The following is a 14,931-nucleotide window of genomic DNA, read 5'->3' as shown; positions in this document are numbered from 1 at the left end:
AACCAAGAGCTCCAACCGTTAAGGCGACGCAACCATTTGGGCATATCGCCGGATATGCGGTGTTGGCACGACTTTCCCAGGACATCTACAGTCTCCTACCATAGCCAGCTTGAGCAATCAGCGGATGTCTGCGAGCCCTAAGTCAAAGAAGCAGCTCATGGTGCTAGCAGCCCATCGCCAAAGCGGAGAATGTCAACACAATGTATTCGAGGGTGAATTTTCCAAATTATTGCATAGGGTATGCAATGGAAGACGGCGCTAGTAGGTGCTTCCACCCAATGTTCCAAAACGTTTTGGTTGACTCCCAAAACGTTTTGGAACATTGTCCTGATGCCTAGGGAGGAAACTTTGGCAAATCTCAAGCAGCTTGCTCAGTCGCTCGGACTGTCGATTACCACGGTTTCGCGTGCGCTCGATGGCTATGGCGATGTCTCTGCCGCAACGCGGGAACGGGTTCGTGAAGCCGCGGAAAAAGCGGGCTATCATCCGAACGCATCCGCACGTCGGCTGCGCAAGCAGCGTGCGGAACTGGTCGCAGTGACGCTGCCCAGCGATCCCGGCAATATCGGACCGCCGCATTTCCTCGATATGCTGTCCGGCTGTGCTGAACATCTTGCATCAGCGGGCCTCAATCTTGTCATCGCGCCAGTGCCACGCGGCGAGAGTGAACTCGATATGTGCCGCCGTTTTGTCGACGGACGCCGTATCGACGCAATGCTTCTTGTGCGTACGAAACGTCACGACGAACGCGTTGAATTTCTCCAGTCCCGCGGTGTCCCCTTTGTGACGAACGGCCGTACGGAAAGCCCGATCCCGCACCCGTTCATCGACGGCGACGGCTTCGCCGGGTTTCACGCTGCGACGGTCCGCTTCCAGAGTGCCGGACATCGAAGGATCGCCCATATCGCCGGGCCTCAGGAGTATTATTTCGCCAATGTGCGCCGCAGAGGGTGGAAAGCCGCGATGGATGAAGCGGGGCTCGATGCTGATCTGTGCACAGAAGCGGCTCCGACAGAGCAGGGTGGCTATGTGGCAGCTCTCGAACTGCTCAATCGTCCCTCGCCGCCGACCGCCTTGGTGTGTGCCACCGATGAAATGGCGATCGGCGCGCTCCGTGCACTGCGCGAGATCCCTGGCGGCAACGCCATTAGCATCGTCGGACATGACGACTTGCCGATGGGGGCGTTTACCAGTCCCTCGCTCTCAACCATGCGCATGACGGGCCAAAACTTAGGCGTGAGCTTCGCTTCCCTCCTGCTGCGCGCAATCGCAGGAGAACCGGCGGAGGAGCTTCAGGAGCTTCACGCCGTTGAATTCGTCGACCGCGACAGCCATCGGCCTCGATAGGGAGCGGTTCAACGCAGGCAGTCATACCAAGCCAACATGATGAACGGAGGAGACTATGAAACATCAGGTGAAATTGGGAATTGTCGCATCCACTGTGCTCGCTTTTGCTACGCCAGGGCTGGCCCAGACCGTCTTCGTATCCACCCAGTTGCGTCCAATCGAGGAGGCGACGATTGTTCGTCAGGACCTTTTGAAGGATGTTGGCAAGGTCGATTATGTGGTTGAGGAGCCACCGCAGTTTGCCGTGCGCATGGAGGCAGAACGGCAGGCCGGAAAGCATACCGTCAGCCTCGTCGGCGCATTGCATGGAGAGCTTTCGCCGCTGGCCGACAAGGATCAGCTGGAACCACTGGACGATCTGGCCAAGAAGCTCGCCGGTGCTGGCATGCCGCAATCGGTCCTTGATCTCGGCAAGCTGGGCAAGCCCAATCAGCAGTATATTCCGTGGATGCAGGCGACCTATGTCATGGCTGCCAAGAAGGAAGCCCTGCAGTGGCTGCCCAAAGGTGCCGATGTCAACGCGCTCACCTATGACGAGCTGATTGCCTGGGGCAAAGCGATGCAGGATGCGACCGGTCAGCCACAGATTGGCTTTCCCGCGGGCCCGAAGGGTTTGATGGCGCGCTATTTCCAGGGCTATTTCTATCCATCTTTTACAGGTGGCGTGGTGCGCACCTTCAAGACCGCCGACGCGGCCGCTGGCTGGGAAAAGCTTAAAGCGCTGTGGGCCTATGTCAGCCCCAACTCAACCAATTATGATTTCATGCAGGAGCCCTTGGCGGCCGGTGAAGTCATGGTCGCCTGGGATCATATCGCGCGTCTGAAAAACGCTGTTTCTGCCGCTCCGGATGACTATGTCGTGTTTCCGGCACCGGCTGGCCCGAAGGGCCGTGGCTACATGCCCGTCATCGCTGGTCTCGCGATCCCCAAGGGCGCGCCGGACAAGGAGGGCGCGACCAAAATCATCGAGAGCTTCTCCACCCAGAAGGTGCAGCTTCTGACGGCTTCGAAGGTCGGATTTTTCCCGACGCTGAACGTTCAGTTGCCGCCGGATCTTAACAAAGGTGTCGCGCTTCTTGCCGGAGCAGTCACCAGGACGCAGAACGCCAAGGATGCGGTGATCTCGCTCTTGCCCGTCGGCCTCGGCGACAAGGGTGGCGAGTTCAACAAGGTCTATATGGACACCTTCCAGCTCGTCGTGCTGCAGAAACAGCCTGTGGCCGATGTCCTCGCCAAGCAGGGCGCGGTGATGGCCAAGTTGATGGCCGACACCAAGGCCCCCTGCTGGGCGCCGGATGCAAAGAGCGACGGGGCCTGCCCGGTCCAATGATACGGCTGGTCTCGGGATCGTGAAGTCGATCCTGACCTGAACAAGCCCCAGAGCCTACGACGTCCGCCTGCGAGTGAGCGGACGTCGGATCTCACCTTCGCAAGGCGGTAGCTATGACCCAAAACCGACCCTGGACCCCTTATCTGCTCATCCTGCCGTCCGTCGCATTCCTGGCGCTTCTGTTTATCGTGCCGCTGGTTCAGACGCTCTGGCTGGCCGTATCGAGCGACGGTTCCCCCTCGCTGGACAACATGCAGCGTATGGTGGCGGACATCAATTTCACCAACTCCCTCAGGAACACATTTCTCCTGACCCTCGCGGTCGTGCCGGTGCAGATCGCGATTGCACTGGCGATGGGCACGATGGTGTCCAAGGTCGGGACCGGGCGCGAGACGATCCTCTGGATCTGGACCATTCCGCTCGGTATTTCCGATCTCGCGGCCGGTCTCGTCTGGCTGTCGATCCTGCAGAACACTGGCTATTTCAACACCATCCTCTTCTCGCTCGGCCTGATCGAACGGCAGACCGGATGGCTGTCCTACCAGACACCGGTGGCACTGTTCTTTGCAATTGCCGTTGCTGAGATCTGGCGGGGCACGGCCATCGTGATGGTGATCATCGTCGCTGGCCTCAACCAGGTGCCGAAAGAGTTCAAGGAGGCTGCCGAGATTTTCGGTGCCGGTCCATGGACCCGCTTCCGCAAGATCACACTACCGCTCATCCGTCCGGCCCTGCAATCGGCGCTGATCCTGCGCACAGTGCTTGCATTTGAAGTCTTCGCGGTCGTCTATGCGCTTGGCGGGCGTAATTTTCCGGTGCTCGTTGGCGAGGCCTACAACTGGCAAAACCAGAACCAAAACTACGGCGTTGCCGCCGCCTACGCGGTTCTGATCATGATCATCTCGCTTTCCGCGACCCTCATTTATCTCAAGGCCCTTAAGGTCGATCCGGAGCGCCTGCCATGAACGAGCAAACGCTTACCCAAAATTCCGCGAGTGGCGCGCCCAGAAGTCCCGCCAGCTTTGCCTCGTCCAGCCGTTGGCTCTTATGGAGCGGCATCATTATGCTGTGTGCCTGGGTCCTTGTGCCGATCTATTTGGTGGCGCTTGGCGCATTGGGCGGTCGCCAGGGTGTCTATCAATGGCCAAAATCTTTCCTGCCCACCGGCATTTCCTTGGAACCCTTCATCCTGTTTCTGACGACGGAAGGCGTGGTTCACTCCTTCTTCAATTCGCTCGGAGCCGCTGGCATCACCGTGGCACTCTCCATCCTGCTTGGTGCGCCGGCAGGCTATGCGCTGGCCCGCTATAATTTCTGGGGCAAAGATAGCTACCGACTGCTGGTTCTCCTGACGCGCGCCTTCCCGCTGGCAATTCTGGCCTTGCCATTGACCGTCTCTTTCATCAGGCTCGGGCTCTACGATACGGTTCTCGGCGTCGGCCTCATTCATACGGTACTCGCGCTGCCCTTTGCGGCCCTCGTGACCCAGGGCATATTTCTGGGCGTGCCAAAGGAGCTTGAGGAAGCCGCCTGGGTGTTCGGCTGCACACGCCTTCAGGCCTTCTTCAAGGTTGTTGCACCGTTGGCGCTTCCGGGCCTTGTCGCAACCGCTGTCTTTGCCTTCGTCATCTCCTGGAATGAGGTGTTTGCGGCCTCGGTCCTGACGGTGCGCAACCGCACGCTCACCGCCTATCTCCTTACGGTCCTCTCCGAAAGCCCGATGCATTATCGCTTCGCCGGAGGCCTGCTTCTCATCCTTCCCTCGGTAGTCTTCATTTTCGCGGTCAGACGATATCTCTTCGCGATCTGGGGCATCTCCTCCAAGTAAAGGGAGTCATCTCATGGCCAATATTGTTATCGACCGTGTCCGCAAGAGCTTTGGTGCCTTTCAGGCGTTGAAGGAGGTCTCGCTGACTATCAACGATGGCGAATTCGTCTCACTGCTCGGTCCCTCGGGCTGCGGTAAAACCACGCTGTTGCGCATCATCGCCGGATTGGAAACTGCTTCCAGAGGCGACATCCGCATTGGCGACAAATCCGTGATCGGGCTTGCGCCGAAGGATCGCGGACTTGCGATGGTCTTCCAGAACTACGCCGTCTTCCCGCATATGACGGTTTATGAAAACGTCGCCTTCGGCCTGCGAAGGCAGAAGGCTGATGAGACCCGCGTGAAGGCGCAGGTGGCAAAGGCGGCTGGTCTGCTCCACATCGAGCAGTATCTCGATCGCTATCCCAACAAGCTCTCCGGCGGTCAGCGGCAACGCGTTGCGGTCGCAAGAGCTTTGGCCGTCGAGCCGAAAGTGCTTCTCATGGACGAGCCGCTTTCCAATCTCGATGCTCTACTGCGCCTAGAAATGCGCACCGAACTGAAGACGGTGCTGCAATCGGCTGGCACCACCACGATCTATGTCACCCACGATCAGACCGAAGCCATGGGCCTTTCGGACCGGATCGCGGTCATGCATGGCGGCATTGTCGAACAGGTCGGTTCGCCGGTCGATGTCTATAATCATCCGGCAACGCGTTTCGTCGGGGGCTTTATCGGCAACCCGCCGATGAATTTCATCAAGGTTCCTGTCTCAAACGGAAAAGTCGTCGTGGGCGCCGATCACTTGCCGGTGCCGAGAGAGGCTGGTGCGGAAGTGGTGCTCGGCCTTCGCGGCGAAGCGGTTGAGCTTTCAAGCCTGCCGCAAGGGTTGGAGATGAAGGTCCGTGTCGCAGAGCCGATGGGCTCGCATCTGCTGTTGACAGGCTCCATCCACGATCAGCCGGTGCGCGTGATCCTGCCGGCGTCGGAAACCGTGAAGAACGGTGACACGATCGGTCTGAAGCTCGATTCCCAACGCATCACATGGCTTTCTCCCGAAAGCGGCAAATCCTATTCGGCCGAGATGGCCTGAGATCAGTGGAGTCTCCGAAATGAACATGCATATCAATGAGGCTAAGCGCATCCTGGTCACCAACGACCGGGGCGGCTATACCGTACCGACCGATCGGCTCTATCCTTTTCAATGGAATTGGGATTCAGCCTTCGTGGCAATGGGCTTTGCGCTCTACGATACCGACCGCGCCTATCGTGAATTGGAGCGGCTTGTCGAAGGACAATGGGCGGATGGAATGATCCCGCATATCGTCTTCCACCAGCCAAGTGATAGCTATTTCCCCGGGCCGAATGTCTGGCGGACTCGTCATAGCATCCCGACATCCGGGATTACCCAGCCTCCGGTTTTCGCCATAGCGCTGCGCAAACTGCATGAGGCCAGCGGAGACAGGACGCGCACCCTGCCGCTCTACGAAGCTGCCCTGAAATGGCATCGCTGGTGGTATTCTGCGCGTGATCCGGAAGGCACCGGCCTCGTTGCCCTGTTGCATCCTTGGGAGAGCGGCAGCGACAATTCCCCAGCCTGGGACGTGGCGTTGGCCCGCGTGCCGACCACGACCGATACGCCGGTCGTGCGCAAGGACACCAGTCACGTCAACGCTGACATGCGTCCACGCAACGAGGATTACCAGCGCTTCATCCATCTGGTCGACGTCTACGCGGCCTGTGAATGGAATTGGGCAAAGCAGTGGGAAAAAGCGCCATTCAAGGTTGCGGAAGTCCAGACCACGGCGATCCTCCTCAAAGCTGGCGAAGACCTTCGGGCGCTTGCGCAAGAATTCGGCCTGCTCGATGATGCCGCGGAGATCGTAGCCTTCAATGAGAAGTCAAGGCGCGCGCTTCTGGCACAATGGCGTCCGGCATTTTCGCGCTTCGTTTCGCGCGATCTCGTCTCCGGCCAGGATATCGAGGCACCGACGCATGCTGGCTTCCTTCCCCTGTTGGCGCTTGATCTCAGTGCGGACCTTGCTGATGCGGTGGTTGCGGAAATGCAGCGCTGGTCGGACGGCATGAAAGTGGCATTTCCGACGACGAAACCGTATGTTGATAGCTTCGAAGCCAAGCGGTACTGGCGGGGGCCGTCCTGGGCCATTATCAATTGGCTGCTGATTGAAGGACTGACGCGAAATTCCCGTGCGGACATGGCCGAGGCTCTGCGATTGAGCACTGTTCGCGCGATCGAAACGGAAGGCTTTGCGGAATATTTCGATCCGATTACTGGTGAAGGATGTGGCGGTCTTGGATTTTCATGGACTGCGGCGGCTTATCTCTCTCTTGCCGCTTGATGATGGTTCTGGCCGGCACATGGTCTCGAGACAAACGGTGACCGGCCGAACACTAGATGGACTTGAATGAGCGCCGCCGAGCCTACAACCTGCAGGTTTGGTGCCTCTGGACTCGATAACGGAACAAGCCATGCTATGGAACGATCAGACTGTCCGCAGCCTGTTGCGGCGAATTTTCGACGCGGCCATCGAGAGCGCGGCACCGTCAAAGGCTGTCCTGCGCAATCTTCCGCCGAAGCCCGCCGGCCGGTGTATCGTCGTTGGCGCGGGCAAGGCATCGGCGGCCATGGCCGCTGCCCTGGATGCGGCCTGGCCGGATGTCGATGTCTCGGGCGTCGTTGTGACACGCTATGGACATGCAGTTCCGGCTGGTCGAATTCGCATCATCGAGGCCTCGCATCCGGTTCCGGACGAAATGAGTCTGAAAGCGGGCCGCACTATTCTGGAGACGGTTCGCGGATTGACGGCGGACGATCTTGTCATCGCCATGATGTCTGGCGGCGGCTCATCTCTGCTGGTCGCGCCGGCTGGCGACATGACGCTGGCAGACAAGCAGGCGGTGAACGCGGCTTTGCTCAAGAGCGGCGCGACGATCAGCGAGATGAACACAGTGCGCAAACACTTGTCTCTCATCAAAGGAGGACGCTTGGCATTGGCTGCGGCGCCAGCCCGCGTGGTAACGCTGGTGATTTCGGACGTACCTGGCGATGATCCAGCAGCCATTGCGTCTGGCCCGACCGTCGGTGACGATTCCACCATCGCCGATGTCCGTGAAATTCTGCAGCGGCGGCACATCCAGTTGCCACCTCGTGCGCTGGCCGTCCTGGAAGCCGGTGTTGGTCTGCCGCGGCGTGGCGACCTGACGGGCCAAGTGCGGATCATCGCCGCTCCGTCCATGGCGCTCGCAGCAGCGGCGCATGTGGCGTCGGAGGCCGGACTTCGAACACTCATTCTGGGCGACGCTCTTGAAGGCGAATCCCGAGAAATGGGCACGATCATGGGCGGCATTGCGCTTTCAGCGCGGAGAAGCGAGCACCCTGTAAAGGGTCCGGCGGTGATCCTATCAGGCGGCGAGACAACGGTTTCCATCCGTGGAGGGGAGTCGGGCCGTGGCGGCCGAAATACCGAGTTTCTTCTCAGCCTGGCGTTGGCATTGTCCGGCAATGAGGGAATATGGGCGATCGCTGGTGATACGGACGGGATAGACGGAACCGAAGACGCAGCGGGCGCAATCGTGTCACCGGACACACTGAGACGATCGCGCGCAGCGGGGCTTGATGCGAAAAAGCTCCTTGCAGGCCATGACAGCTACTCATTCTTTGAGGGGATTGGTGACCTGATCAAAACCGGCCCGACGCTTACCAATGTCAATGACTTCCGCGCTATCTTTGTTTTATAAGGATAACCGTGCGCCTCCTTGATCGAAGGAGTAGCGGCGGGACCAGGGATCTTTCTCTCCGCACAGGCTTCGGCACAAATTCCTTTGTCCACGTTAGCACTTAGATCTTGACGTTCGATGCTTTTGGCTTGCGCCCCGAGGTCTGCTTTAGGTACTCCAGTGCAGTCACTCACCTCGTGACAGCTTGGCCCAAAAGCAGATGAAGTCGCACAAAGCGTGATTTAACCTAATCGCCAATAGAGGCATGCCCTCAGAGGACGATTGTTTGCACGAAGTCAGCAAAAGCGCGTGCCTTTGCGCTGGCCAATCGTCCTGTCGGGAAAACGGCCCATAGATCAAGCGGCGGTAATGCCCACTCCTCCAGCACTCGCAACACCTCGCCGGTCTGAAGCTCCGGCCAGAACATCCAGTCCGACGTGACCGCCAGCCCCATATGGGCGAGGACCGCCGCACGAATGCCCTCGGCGGCCGTAAAACGGGCGCGGCCGGAGACGACGACGGATGCTTCGGTACCGTCCTTGCGAAACGTCCAGCTGTTGCCGAGCTGCGTATAGACCAGCGCCTGATGGCTTGCGAGATCGGCCGGCACCTTCGGCACGCCATGCCTTTCCAGATAGGCAGATGTTGCGACCACCGAACGCCTGCCGGTCGTGATGCGGCGGGCAATGGCCGACGAGTCTGCCAGTTCCCCCATCCTCAACGCGATATCGATCCCCTCCGAGACGAGATCGATCACGCGGTCGTCTAGCACGACATCCACCTCAAGCTCTGGATGCTCCGCCATGAAGGCCGGCAGATGCGGCACGATCATCAGCCGCGCAAAGGTGGTCGCGGCACACACCCTGAGACGCCCGGACAGACCGGCACCGGCGCCTCTCGCCTCCAGTTCCGCCTCATCCGCTTCCTGGATTGCGGTTTTGGCCCGCTCGTAGAAGCGGATGCCGGCATCGGTCGGCGACAGACCATGGGTCGAGCGGACCAGCAACCGCACCTGCAGGCGGTCTTCCAATTGCGCAATCGTCTTCGAGATGGCCGGCTGGCCCACCCCGATCCGCCGTGCCGCTGCCGAAAACGATCCCGTTTCCACCACCCGCACAAAGGCGGTCATCTGCTGCAATCTGTCCATGCGCCATTCCTATCTGGAATAAGCATTATCGCTTCGGGCCAGCTGCCGCAATGATCTCGGAATGATCATAACTCTCCTCACCGAAACACAATCTATGGAGACACACCATGATCGAGCTCTACGCCTTCGCCACGCCGAACAGCGTCAAGGTCGCCATTGCCCTGGAAGAACTGGGCCTCCCCTATGAGCTGAAGCCGGTCAACATCCGCAAGGGCGAACAGAAACACGAGGAATTCCTGTCCCTCAATCCGAACGGCAAGGTGCCGGTGCTGGTGGATGACGATTTCGTCCTGACGGAAAGCGCCGCCATTCTCGTCCATCTGGCGGAAAAGACAGGCAGGCTGTTGCCGACGGACGGAGAAGACCGCGCGCGTGTTTTCGAACAGCTGTTCTTCCACGCCTCGGGCCTGAGCCCCGCCTTCGGCAACGCCGGCTTCTTCAAACGCTCGTCGCCGGAGCCGCAGCCGATTGCAGAAGCCCGTTTCACAACGGAGGCCGAGCGTATTCTAGGTTTGCTTGATGACAAGCTCGCTCTCCAGACATTCGTGGCTGGCGAGGCCTTCACCATCGCCGACATCGCGCATTTCGGCTGGCTCTGGCGCCGGCAGTTCCCCGGTCTGACGCTGGACGGCCGCCCCAATCTTTCCCGCTGGTACGACGTGGTGGCGAACCGCGCCGGCGTCCAGCGGGCCATTGCTCGCCTTGAGGCGCTCATCGAAGCGCCCGCTTCCGCGGCCTGACCCAGGCGTTTTCTGCCCAGCTTCCTCTTCAACCGCAAACGTGAAACCCAGACACAAGGAAATACGACCATGTCCCGTTTCGACACTTACAAGAACGCCTTCCCCAATGCTCGTCTCACCCGCTCGCCGAGCGGTGTCCTGGAGGTCGCATTCCACACCGAGGGCGGCAAGCTCATTTTCAACGGCCATACCCACGAACAATTTGTCGATCTCTTCCACCAGATCGGCTCCGATCCCGACAACCGGGTCGTGATCCTGACTGGCTCGGGCGACGCCTTCATGGATGCGATCAGCCCGGAAGGCTTCGATTTCTTCTCGCCGCGCGGCTACGACAAGATCCTGCGCGAGGGCAAGAAGGTGCTGATGAACATCCTCGACATCGAGGTGCCTATGATCACCGCGCTGAACGGCCCGGTGCTGCTGCATTCCGAATATGCATTGTTGACGGACATCATTCTCGCCACGCCGGAAACCGTCTTCCAGGACAAGCCGCATTTCGAATTTGGCATCGTGCCCGGCGATGGCGTCAACCTGCTCTGGCCGGAAGTGATCGGCAGTATCCGCGGGCGCTATTTCATCTTGACGCGTCAGGTGCTGGATGCCGCAACCGCTAAGGACTGGGGCGTCGTCAACGAGATCGTGCCGGCGGACAAACTGCTCGCCCGTGCCCATGAGATTGCCGAGGGCATTGCAGCCCTCCCGCCGCTGACCTCCAGCTACACCCGCGTCGCCCTGACCCAGAAGCTGCGCCGCATCATCGACGAAGGCGCCGGCTACGGCCTGGCGCTCGAAGGCATCAGCGCCGCCGAGGTGGCCCGATCCATGGCCGCCCAAGGCTAACGCGACTGCGCCGGCTGGTTGCTGCCGGTCGGCGCTCCTCCCCCTCGACGAAGGATTAAGACAATGACTGACATCCGCTATCAGACCGCCGATGTCGACGGCCACACCATCTTTTACCGCGAAGCCGGCGACCCAAGCCGACCGACGCTTCTGCTGCTGCACGGCTTTCCAAGCTCAAGCCATATGTTCCGGGATCTGATCCCGCTGCTGGCCGAACGCTTCCATCTCATTGCACCTGACCTGCCAGGCTTCGGCCTCTCCGAGATCAAACCGCGCAAGACTTTCACCTATACATTCGACGCGCTGGCCCGCGTGATCGGTCGCTTCACCGAAGTCATCGGGCTTGATCGCTACGCACTGTATGTTTTCGATTACGGTGCGCCGACCGGCTTTCGCCTCGCTATGGCGCATCCGGAACGCGTGACAGCGGTCATCTCGCAGAACGGCAATGCCTATGAAGAAGGCTTAAGCGCAGGCTGGGACCCGATCCAGCGCTACTGGCGCGAACCCACCGATGAGAACCGGCAGGCGCTCCGTGCCCTGCTGACGCCGGCCTCCATACGCTGGCAATACGAGCACGGCGTGCCGGACACGACTGCCGTGTCGCCTGATGGCAGTGCGCTTGACGCCTATTACATCGCCCGGCCGGAAGTCGACGAGATCCAGCTCGATCTCTTCGGTGACTATGCCAGCAATGTCGCGCTCTACCCTGCCTTCCAGGCCTACTTCCGAAAGCACCAGCCGCCGCTGTTGGCGATCTGGGGCAAGAATGATCCGTTCTTCCTGCCTCCAGGTGCCGAAGCCTATCGGCGGGACCTGCCCAACGCAGAGATCCGCTTTCTCGATACCGGCCATTTCGCCCTCGAAACCCATGCGGGTGAGATCGCAGCCGCCATCATCGAACTGCTGGACAGGCAGGCTGCGTGATCGCCGCGCGCGGCATCCCTAGCCTTCTCGGGGCGCCCTTTGGGTCGTCCCCACAACATCCTCATCAACACCCCAGACATCAAAGATAAGATCCATGACCCTTCAATCAAAGCTCGACGCCTTCAAGGCTGATTTCGAAGCCGGCAAGCCCCCCTATAACGTGCCCTATTCAGTCATTGAAACGATGCATCGTGCCACCGCCGAACTGATCGCATCGGGCGCTGCCCAGCGGGCTTTGAAGGCCGGCGACATGCTGCCGGAATTCAGCCTGTCCGATCCCGATGGCAAGATCGTCTCCTCGACGGACCTCCTTGCGCATGGCCCTCTCGTCATCAGCTTCTACCGTGGCGTCTGGTGCCCCTATTGCAACATGGAGCTACAGGCGCTGCAGGAGGCTCTGCCCCAGTTCCAGGCGCTTGGCGCAAGCCTGGTGGCCATCTCGCCGCAGAACCCGGTCAACAGCCGCAAGTCGGTCCGGCAGAACAATCTGAGTTTCCCCATCCTCTCGGACCCGCATAACGATGTTGCGGCACACTTCGGCCTGCGGTTTGAGATGCAGGACTATCTGATCGACCTCTACAAGTCGCTGAAGAACGATCTTCCCGCCTTCAACGGCGACCCGAGCTGGACATTGCCCATGCCCGCTCGTTACGTCGTCGGCCAGGATGGGGTGATCCTCTATGCGGAGGTGAACCCGGACTATACCCGCCGCCCGGAACCGGAAGACATGCTGCCTGCGCTCAAGATCGCTGCAGGCCGTTCCGCGGTCTGAACCCCGATGCTCAAAAAGCCCTGCCTCGCTCGCGGCAGGGCCGGAGGTTTCCCATGACAAGAACATCCCTGATTACCGGCGCCAGCAAGGGCATTGGTCTGGCGCTCTCGCATAGGCTGGCCTCGGACGGCCATCGCGTTATCGGCGTCGCGCGCAATCTCACAGTGGGCTGTCCGGGGCAACTGCACACGCTCGAGCGTGACGCTGTGCGTCCGATCACCGAGCGAGGCTAGCCGGTTGCGGAGGTTTTGCAGCGTCTCGGCATTAGCCAGCATTCGTTCTACGAGGGGAAGAAGAAGTTTAGCACGCCGAATGCCAAAGCCGACGTCGAGGCCGACGAGATCAGGCGGCTGAAGAAGGGACTGGCTCGCGTCACCGAGGAGCGAGACATCAAAAAAAAGCGATCGCGTATTTCGCCAGGAATGCAAAGTGAAATACGCTTTCATTGCGCTGCATCGCCTGCTGTTTTCGGTGCGGACGAGGCATCGTAAACTTCATGGGCGCGCGGCAGTCGTAGCGCGCTTCGCCACGGCGGTTCATGGTCGAGCGATTTTTGCCCACAGGTTCATTCCCTCTGAACGCAGTTCGCGATGATGGCTGAAGGAAATCTCGTGTCAGGGGATGTGGAAGAGGTTAGCGATCGGATCATGGATAGAGACAAAGCGTTGCAGATGGCGCTCAGACTTGAAGCGCTTCATCATCCGTTCTCGTCTTCGGATTGGCGGATGGGGACTCTCCGCCCGGTGTTTCAAGCCTTTCTGGGGCAACGCTCGACACCCGGCATGATCTGTCGCTTTGAGGCGGCTTAGGCTTGAAGCTTGTCGGTGATCATCACGCGCGGCGCGCGGCCTTGGCGCTTCAATAGCTTGCCCATCATACGCTTAGCCGCCTTAGCATTGCGACGACTTTGCACCAGAACCTCCAGGACGAAACCGTCCTGATCGACGGCGCCGCAGAGCCAGTGCCTCGTGCCGCCGATCGAAAAGACGGCCTCGTCGAGATGCCACTTGTCACCCAGTCGGCCCGCTGAGCGGCGGCGGATCTCGCTGGAAAAGGCCCGCCTGAATTTCTCCGCCCAAAGCCGGACTGTTTGATGCGAAACGATGATCCCTCGCGCTGCCAGCATGTCCTCGACCATCTGGAGGCTGAGAGGAAATCGGAAATACAGCTACACAGCATGTGCGATGATTTCGGCGGGGAAGCGGTGGCGGCGGTAGAGTGGATTACGGGCGGATTGGCTCATGCTGTAAAATCGCGCACCGTTGTCGCAGCCTCGTTAACTTTACAGTGTCCCCTCGCGCCATCGAATTCCTGGATGTGGCCAAGAAGCTCTGGGCAAGCTGGGACCCGCGGCGCGAAGGCGAGGTTCCGCCGGACCGCTTCTGGGATGCATCGAGCGCGCGCACCATTGATCACGAGGGGCAATTTTTCCATGTGCGCGGCCCCCTCAACGTGCCGCGCAGTCCGCAGGGACATCCGGTTATCGCGCAGGCAGGGGCCTCGGAAGGCGGCATTGAACTTGCCGCGCGCCATGGCGAAATCATTTATTGCAACATCCTGTCCCGGCCCGCTGGGCAGGCCTTTACCAAGAAGGTGAAGGGCAAGGCCATCGAAGTCGGGCGCGATCCCTTCGCCATTCGCATTGTACCTGGCCTCGTCGCCATCATAGGCGAGACCCGCGAAGAGGCGCTGCGCAAACACGAGCTTTTCAGCGGCACCGGGTCGGAGGATGGGCTGCTTGCCCGTTTCGCAAAGGAGAACGGCATCGATCCCGCGACCTTCGATCCTGATGCCGTGCTGGAAGCCGAGCGTTTCGTGCCGGACCAGAACCGTCAATGGGCGGTCGGCATGGGGCTTGGCTTGTCCGACCTCCTCACCCACGAAAAGCTGACGGCGCGTCAGGCAGTGCGTCGTTCCGAAGGTCACCATCGCCTTGTGCTCGGCACGCCCGAAGAGGTGGCCGACCAGATCATTGATCTGTGGCAAGACGGAACAGTGGATGGCTACACGCTGCAGCCGCCGCGTGCGCCCGATGATATCGAAGAGTTCGTCGAGAAGGTCGTTCCGATCTTGCAGGATCGCGGTGTCTATCCGCGCGAATATGAAGGCCGCACCATCCGCGACCGCTACCCCTTCCCTACCCGGATTGAACAGGACTGGCGGGACAGAACCGATCGGAATGAGCGCTGCCCCTTGCAAGGCAGCCTGCCCGTTTCGATATGAAATGTCCCGCCCTCGTCGCATTCTGTCGACGGTCAACTTTTCGGTCCGCGAGACACGCCC

Annotated in this window: 12 protein-coding genes and 3 pseudogenes; 13 read left to right on the top strand and 2 right to left on the bottom strand. The window is 60.1% G+C overall.

Annotated elements, in window-relative coordinates; translation table 11 throughout:
• The first annotated feature begins 348 nt into the window (after positions 1–348).
• From Q2T52_RS10840 to Q2T52_RS10810, 7 genes are all read left to right on the top strand, one after another.
• The gene (locus Q2T52_RS10840) at positions 349–1,347 is read left to right on the top strand and encodes a LacI family DNA-binding transcriptional regulator (protein ID WP_302076764.1); all 999 of its coding nucleotides are present in this window, start codon (positions 349–351) and stop codon (positions 1,345–1,347) included.
• A 55-nt stretch (positions 1,348–1,402) separates the two neighbouring features.
• Positions 1,403–2,677 carry an ABC transporter substrate-binding protein gene (locus Q2T52_RS10835; RefSeq protein ID WP_302076763.1) on the top strand — a complete coding sequence of 425 codons (1,275 nt, stop codon included), beginning with the start codon at positions 1,403–1,405 and terminating at the stop codon, positions 2,675–2,677.
• A gap of 113 nt (positions 2,678–2,790) precedes the next feature.
• Positions 2,791–3,642: a carbohydrate ABC transporter permease gene (locus Q2T52_RS10830; protein WP_302076761.1), complete on the top strand. Its 852-nt coding sequence runs from the start codon at positions 2,791–2,793 to the stop codon at positions 3,640–3,642.
• The gene (locus Q2T52_RS10825; RefSeq protein ID WP_302076760.1) at positions 3,639–4,505 is read left to right on the top strand and encodes a carbohydrate ABC transporter permease; all 867 of its coding nucleotides are present in this window, start codon (positions 3,639–3,641) and stop codon (positions 4,503–4,505) included. Before Q2T52_RS10830 ends, Q2T52_RS10825 begins: the two co-directional genes overlap by 4 nt.
• Before the next feature lie 13 nt (positions 4,506–4,518).
• The gene (locus Q2T52_RS10820; RefSeq protein WP_302076759.1) at positions 4,519–5,577 is read left to right on the top strand and encodes an ABC transporter ATP-binding protein; all 1,059 of its coding nucleotides are present in this window, start codon (positions 4,519–4,521) and stop codon (positions 5,575–5,577) included.
• Positions 5,578–5,596: 19 nt separating this feature from the next.
• The gene (locus Q2T52_RS10815; RefSeq protein WP_302076758.1) at positions 5,597–6,844 is read left to right on the top strand and encodes an MGH1-like glycoside hydrolase domain-containing protein; all 1,248 of its coding nucleotides are present in this window, start codon (positions 5,597–5,599) and stop codon (positions 6,842–6,844) included.
• Between the two features lie 130 nt (positions 6,845–6,974).
• On the top strand, positions 6,975–8,243 hold the full coding sequence (locus Q2T52_RS10810) for a glycerate kinase type-2 family protein (RefSeq protein WP_302076757.1): 1,269 nt from the start codon (positions 6,975–6,977) through the stop codon (positions 8,241–8,243).
• A gap of 250 nt (positions 8,244–8,493) precedes the next feature.
• Here Q2T52_RS10810 and Q2T52_RS10805 read toward each other — a convergent pair whose 3' ends face one another.
• Entirely contained in the window at positions 8,494–9,369 is an 876-nt protein-coding gene (locus Q2T52_RS10805) for a LysR family transcriptional regulator (RefSeq protein ID WP_302076756.1), read from the bottom strand.
• 107 nt (positions 9,370–9,476) lie between these two features.
• Between Q2T52_RS10805 and Q2T52_RS10800 the strand changes: the two genes are divergently transcribed.
• The 5 genes and pseudogenes from Q2T52_RS10800 to Q2T52_RS10775 all read left to right on the top strand — a co-directional run.
• Entirely contained in the window at positions 9,477–10,109 is a 633-nt protein-coding gene (locus Q2T52_RS10800) for a glutathione S-transferase family protein (RefSeq protein WP_302076755.1), read from the top strand.
• A gap of 69 nt (positions 10,110–10,178) precedes the next feature.
• The gene (locus Q2T52_RS10795) at positions 10,179–10,949 is read left to right on the top strand and encodes an enoyl-CoA hydratase/isomerase family protein (protein ID WP_302076754.1); all 771 of its coding nucleotides are present in this window, start codon (positions 10,179–10,181) and stop codon (positions 10,947–10,949) included.
• Positions 10,950–11,012: 63 nt separating this feature from the next.
• Positions 11,013–11,876, top strand: coding sequence for an alpha/beta fold hydrolase (locus tag Q2T52_RS10790; protein ID WP_302076753.1), 864 nt, complete (start codon positions 11,013–11,015; stop codon positions 11,874–11,876).
• A gap of 94 nt (positions 11,877–11,970) precedes the next feature.
• The gene (locus tag Q2T52_RS10785; protein WP_302076752.1) at positions 11,971–12,648 is read left to right on the top strand and encodes a peroxiredoxin-like family protein; all 678 of its coding nucleotides are present in this window, start codon (positions 11,971–11,973) and stop codon (positions 12,646–12,648) included.
• Between the two features lie 164 nt (positions 12,649–12,812).
• A pseudogene (locus Q2T52_RS10775) lies at positions 12,813–13,143 on the top strand (transposase); the annotation flags it as partial.
• A gap of 41 nt (positions 13,144–13,184) precedes the next feature.
• Here Q2T52_RS10775 and Q2T52_RS10770 read toward each other — a convergent pair.
• Positions 13,185–13,891: pseudogene (locus tag Q2T52_RS10770) on the bottom strand (IS6 family transposase).
• Positions 13,892–13,944: 53 nt separating this feature from the next.
• On the opposite strand from Q2T52_RS10770, the pseudogene Q2T52_RS10765 reads away from it, so the two are divergent.
• Positions 13,945–14,871, top strand: a pseudogene (locus Q2T52_RS10765) (LLM class flavin-dependent oxidoreductase); the annotation flags it as partial.
• Positions 14,872–14,931 lie beyond the last annotated feature (60 nt).

It is taken from the genome of Rhizobium oryzicola (genome assembly GCF_030504645.1).
GTDB lineage: Bacteria > Pseudomonadota > Alphaproteobacteria > Rhizobiales > Rhizobiaceae > Neorhizobium > Neorhizobium oryzicola.
Note: the sequence above shows the minus strand (reverse complement) of the source record. Positions and strands in the feature narration are given on the sequence as shown.

What these genes read in the sequence shown, in the direction of transcription:
- Q2T52_RS10835 (WP_302076763.1), top strand. Translation starts at nt 1,403, where the DNA reads ATGAAACATCAGGTGAAATTGGGAATTGTCGCATCCACTGTGCTCGCT.
- Q2T52_RS10830 (WP_302076761.1), top strand. Translation starts at nt 2,791, where the DNA reads ATGACCCAAAACCGACCCTGGACCCCTTATCTGCTCATCCTGCCGTCC.
- Q2T52_RS10825 (WP_302076760.1), top strand. Translation starts at nt 3,639, where the DNA reads ATGAACGAGCAAACGCTTACCCAAAATTCCGCGAGTGGCGCGCCCAGA.
- Q2T52_RS10820 (WP_302076759.1), top strand. Translation starts at nt 4,519, where the DNA reads ATGGCCAATATTGTTATCGACCGTGTCCGCAAGAGCTTTGGTGCCTTT.
- Q2T52_RS10815 (WP_302076758.1), top strand. Translation starts at nt 5,597, where the DNA reads ATGAACATGCATATCAATGAGGCTAAGCGCATCCTGGTCACCAACGAC.
- Q2T52_RS10810 (WP_302076757.1), top strand. Translation starts at nt 6,975, where the DNA reads ATGCTATGGAACGATCAGACTGTCCGCAGCCTGTTGCGGCGAATTTTC.
- Q2T52_RS10805 (WP_302076756.1), bottom strand. Translation starts at nt 9,369, where the DNA reads ATGGACAGATTGCAGCAGATGACCGCCTTTGTGCGGGTGGTGGAAACG.
- Q2T52_RS10800 (WP_302076755.1), top strand. Translation starts at nt 9,477, where the DNA reads ATGATCGAGCTCTACGCCTTCGCCACGCCGAACAGCGTCAAGGTCGCC.
- Q2T52_RS10795 (WP_302076754.1), top strand. Translation starts at nt 10,179, where the DNA reads ATGTCCCGTTTCGACACTTACAAGAACGCCTTCCCCAATGCTCGTCTC.
- Q2T52_RS10790 (WP_302076753.1), top strand. Translation starts at nt 11,013, where the DNA reads ATGACTGACATCCGCTATCAGACCGCCGATGTCGACGGCCACACCATC.
- Q2T52_RS10785 (WP_302076752.1), top strand. Translation starts at nt 11,971, where the DNA reads ATGACCCTTCAATCAAAGCTCGACGCCTTCAAGGCTGATTTCGAAGCC.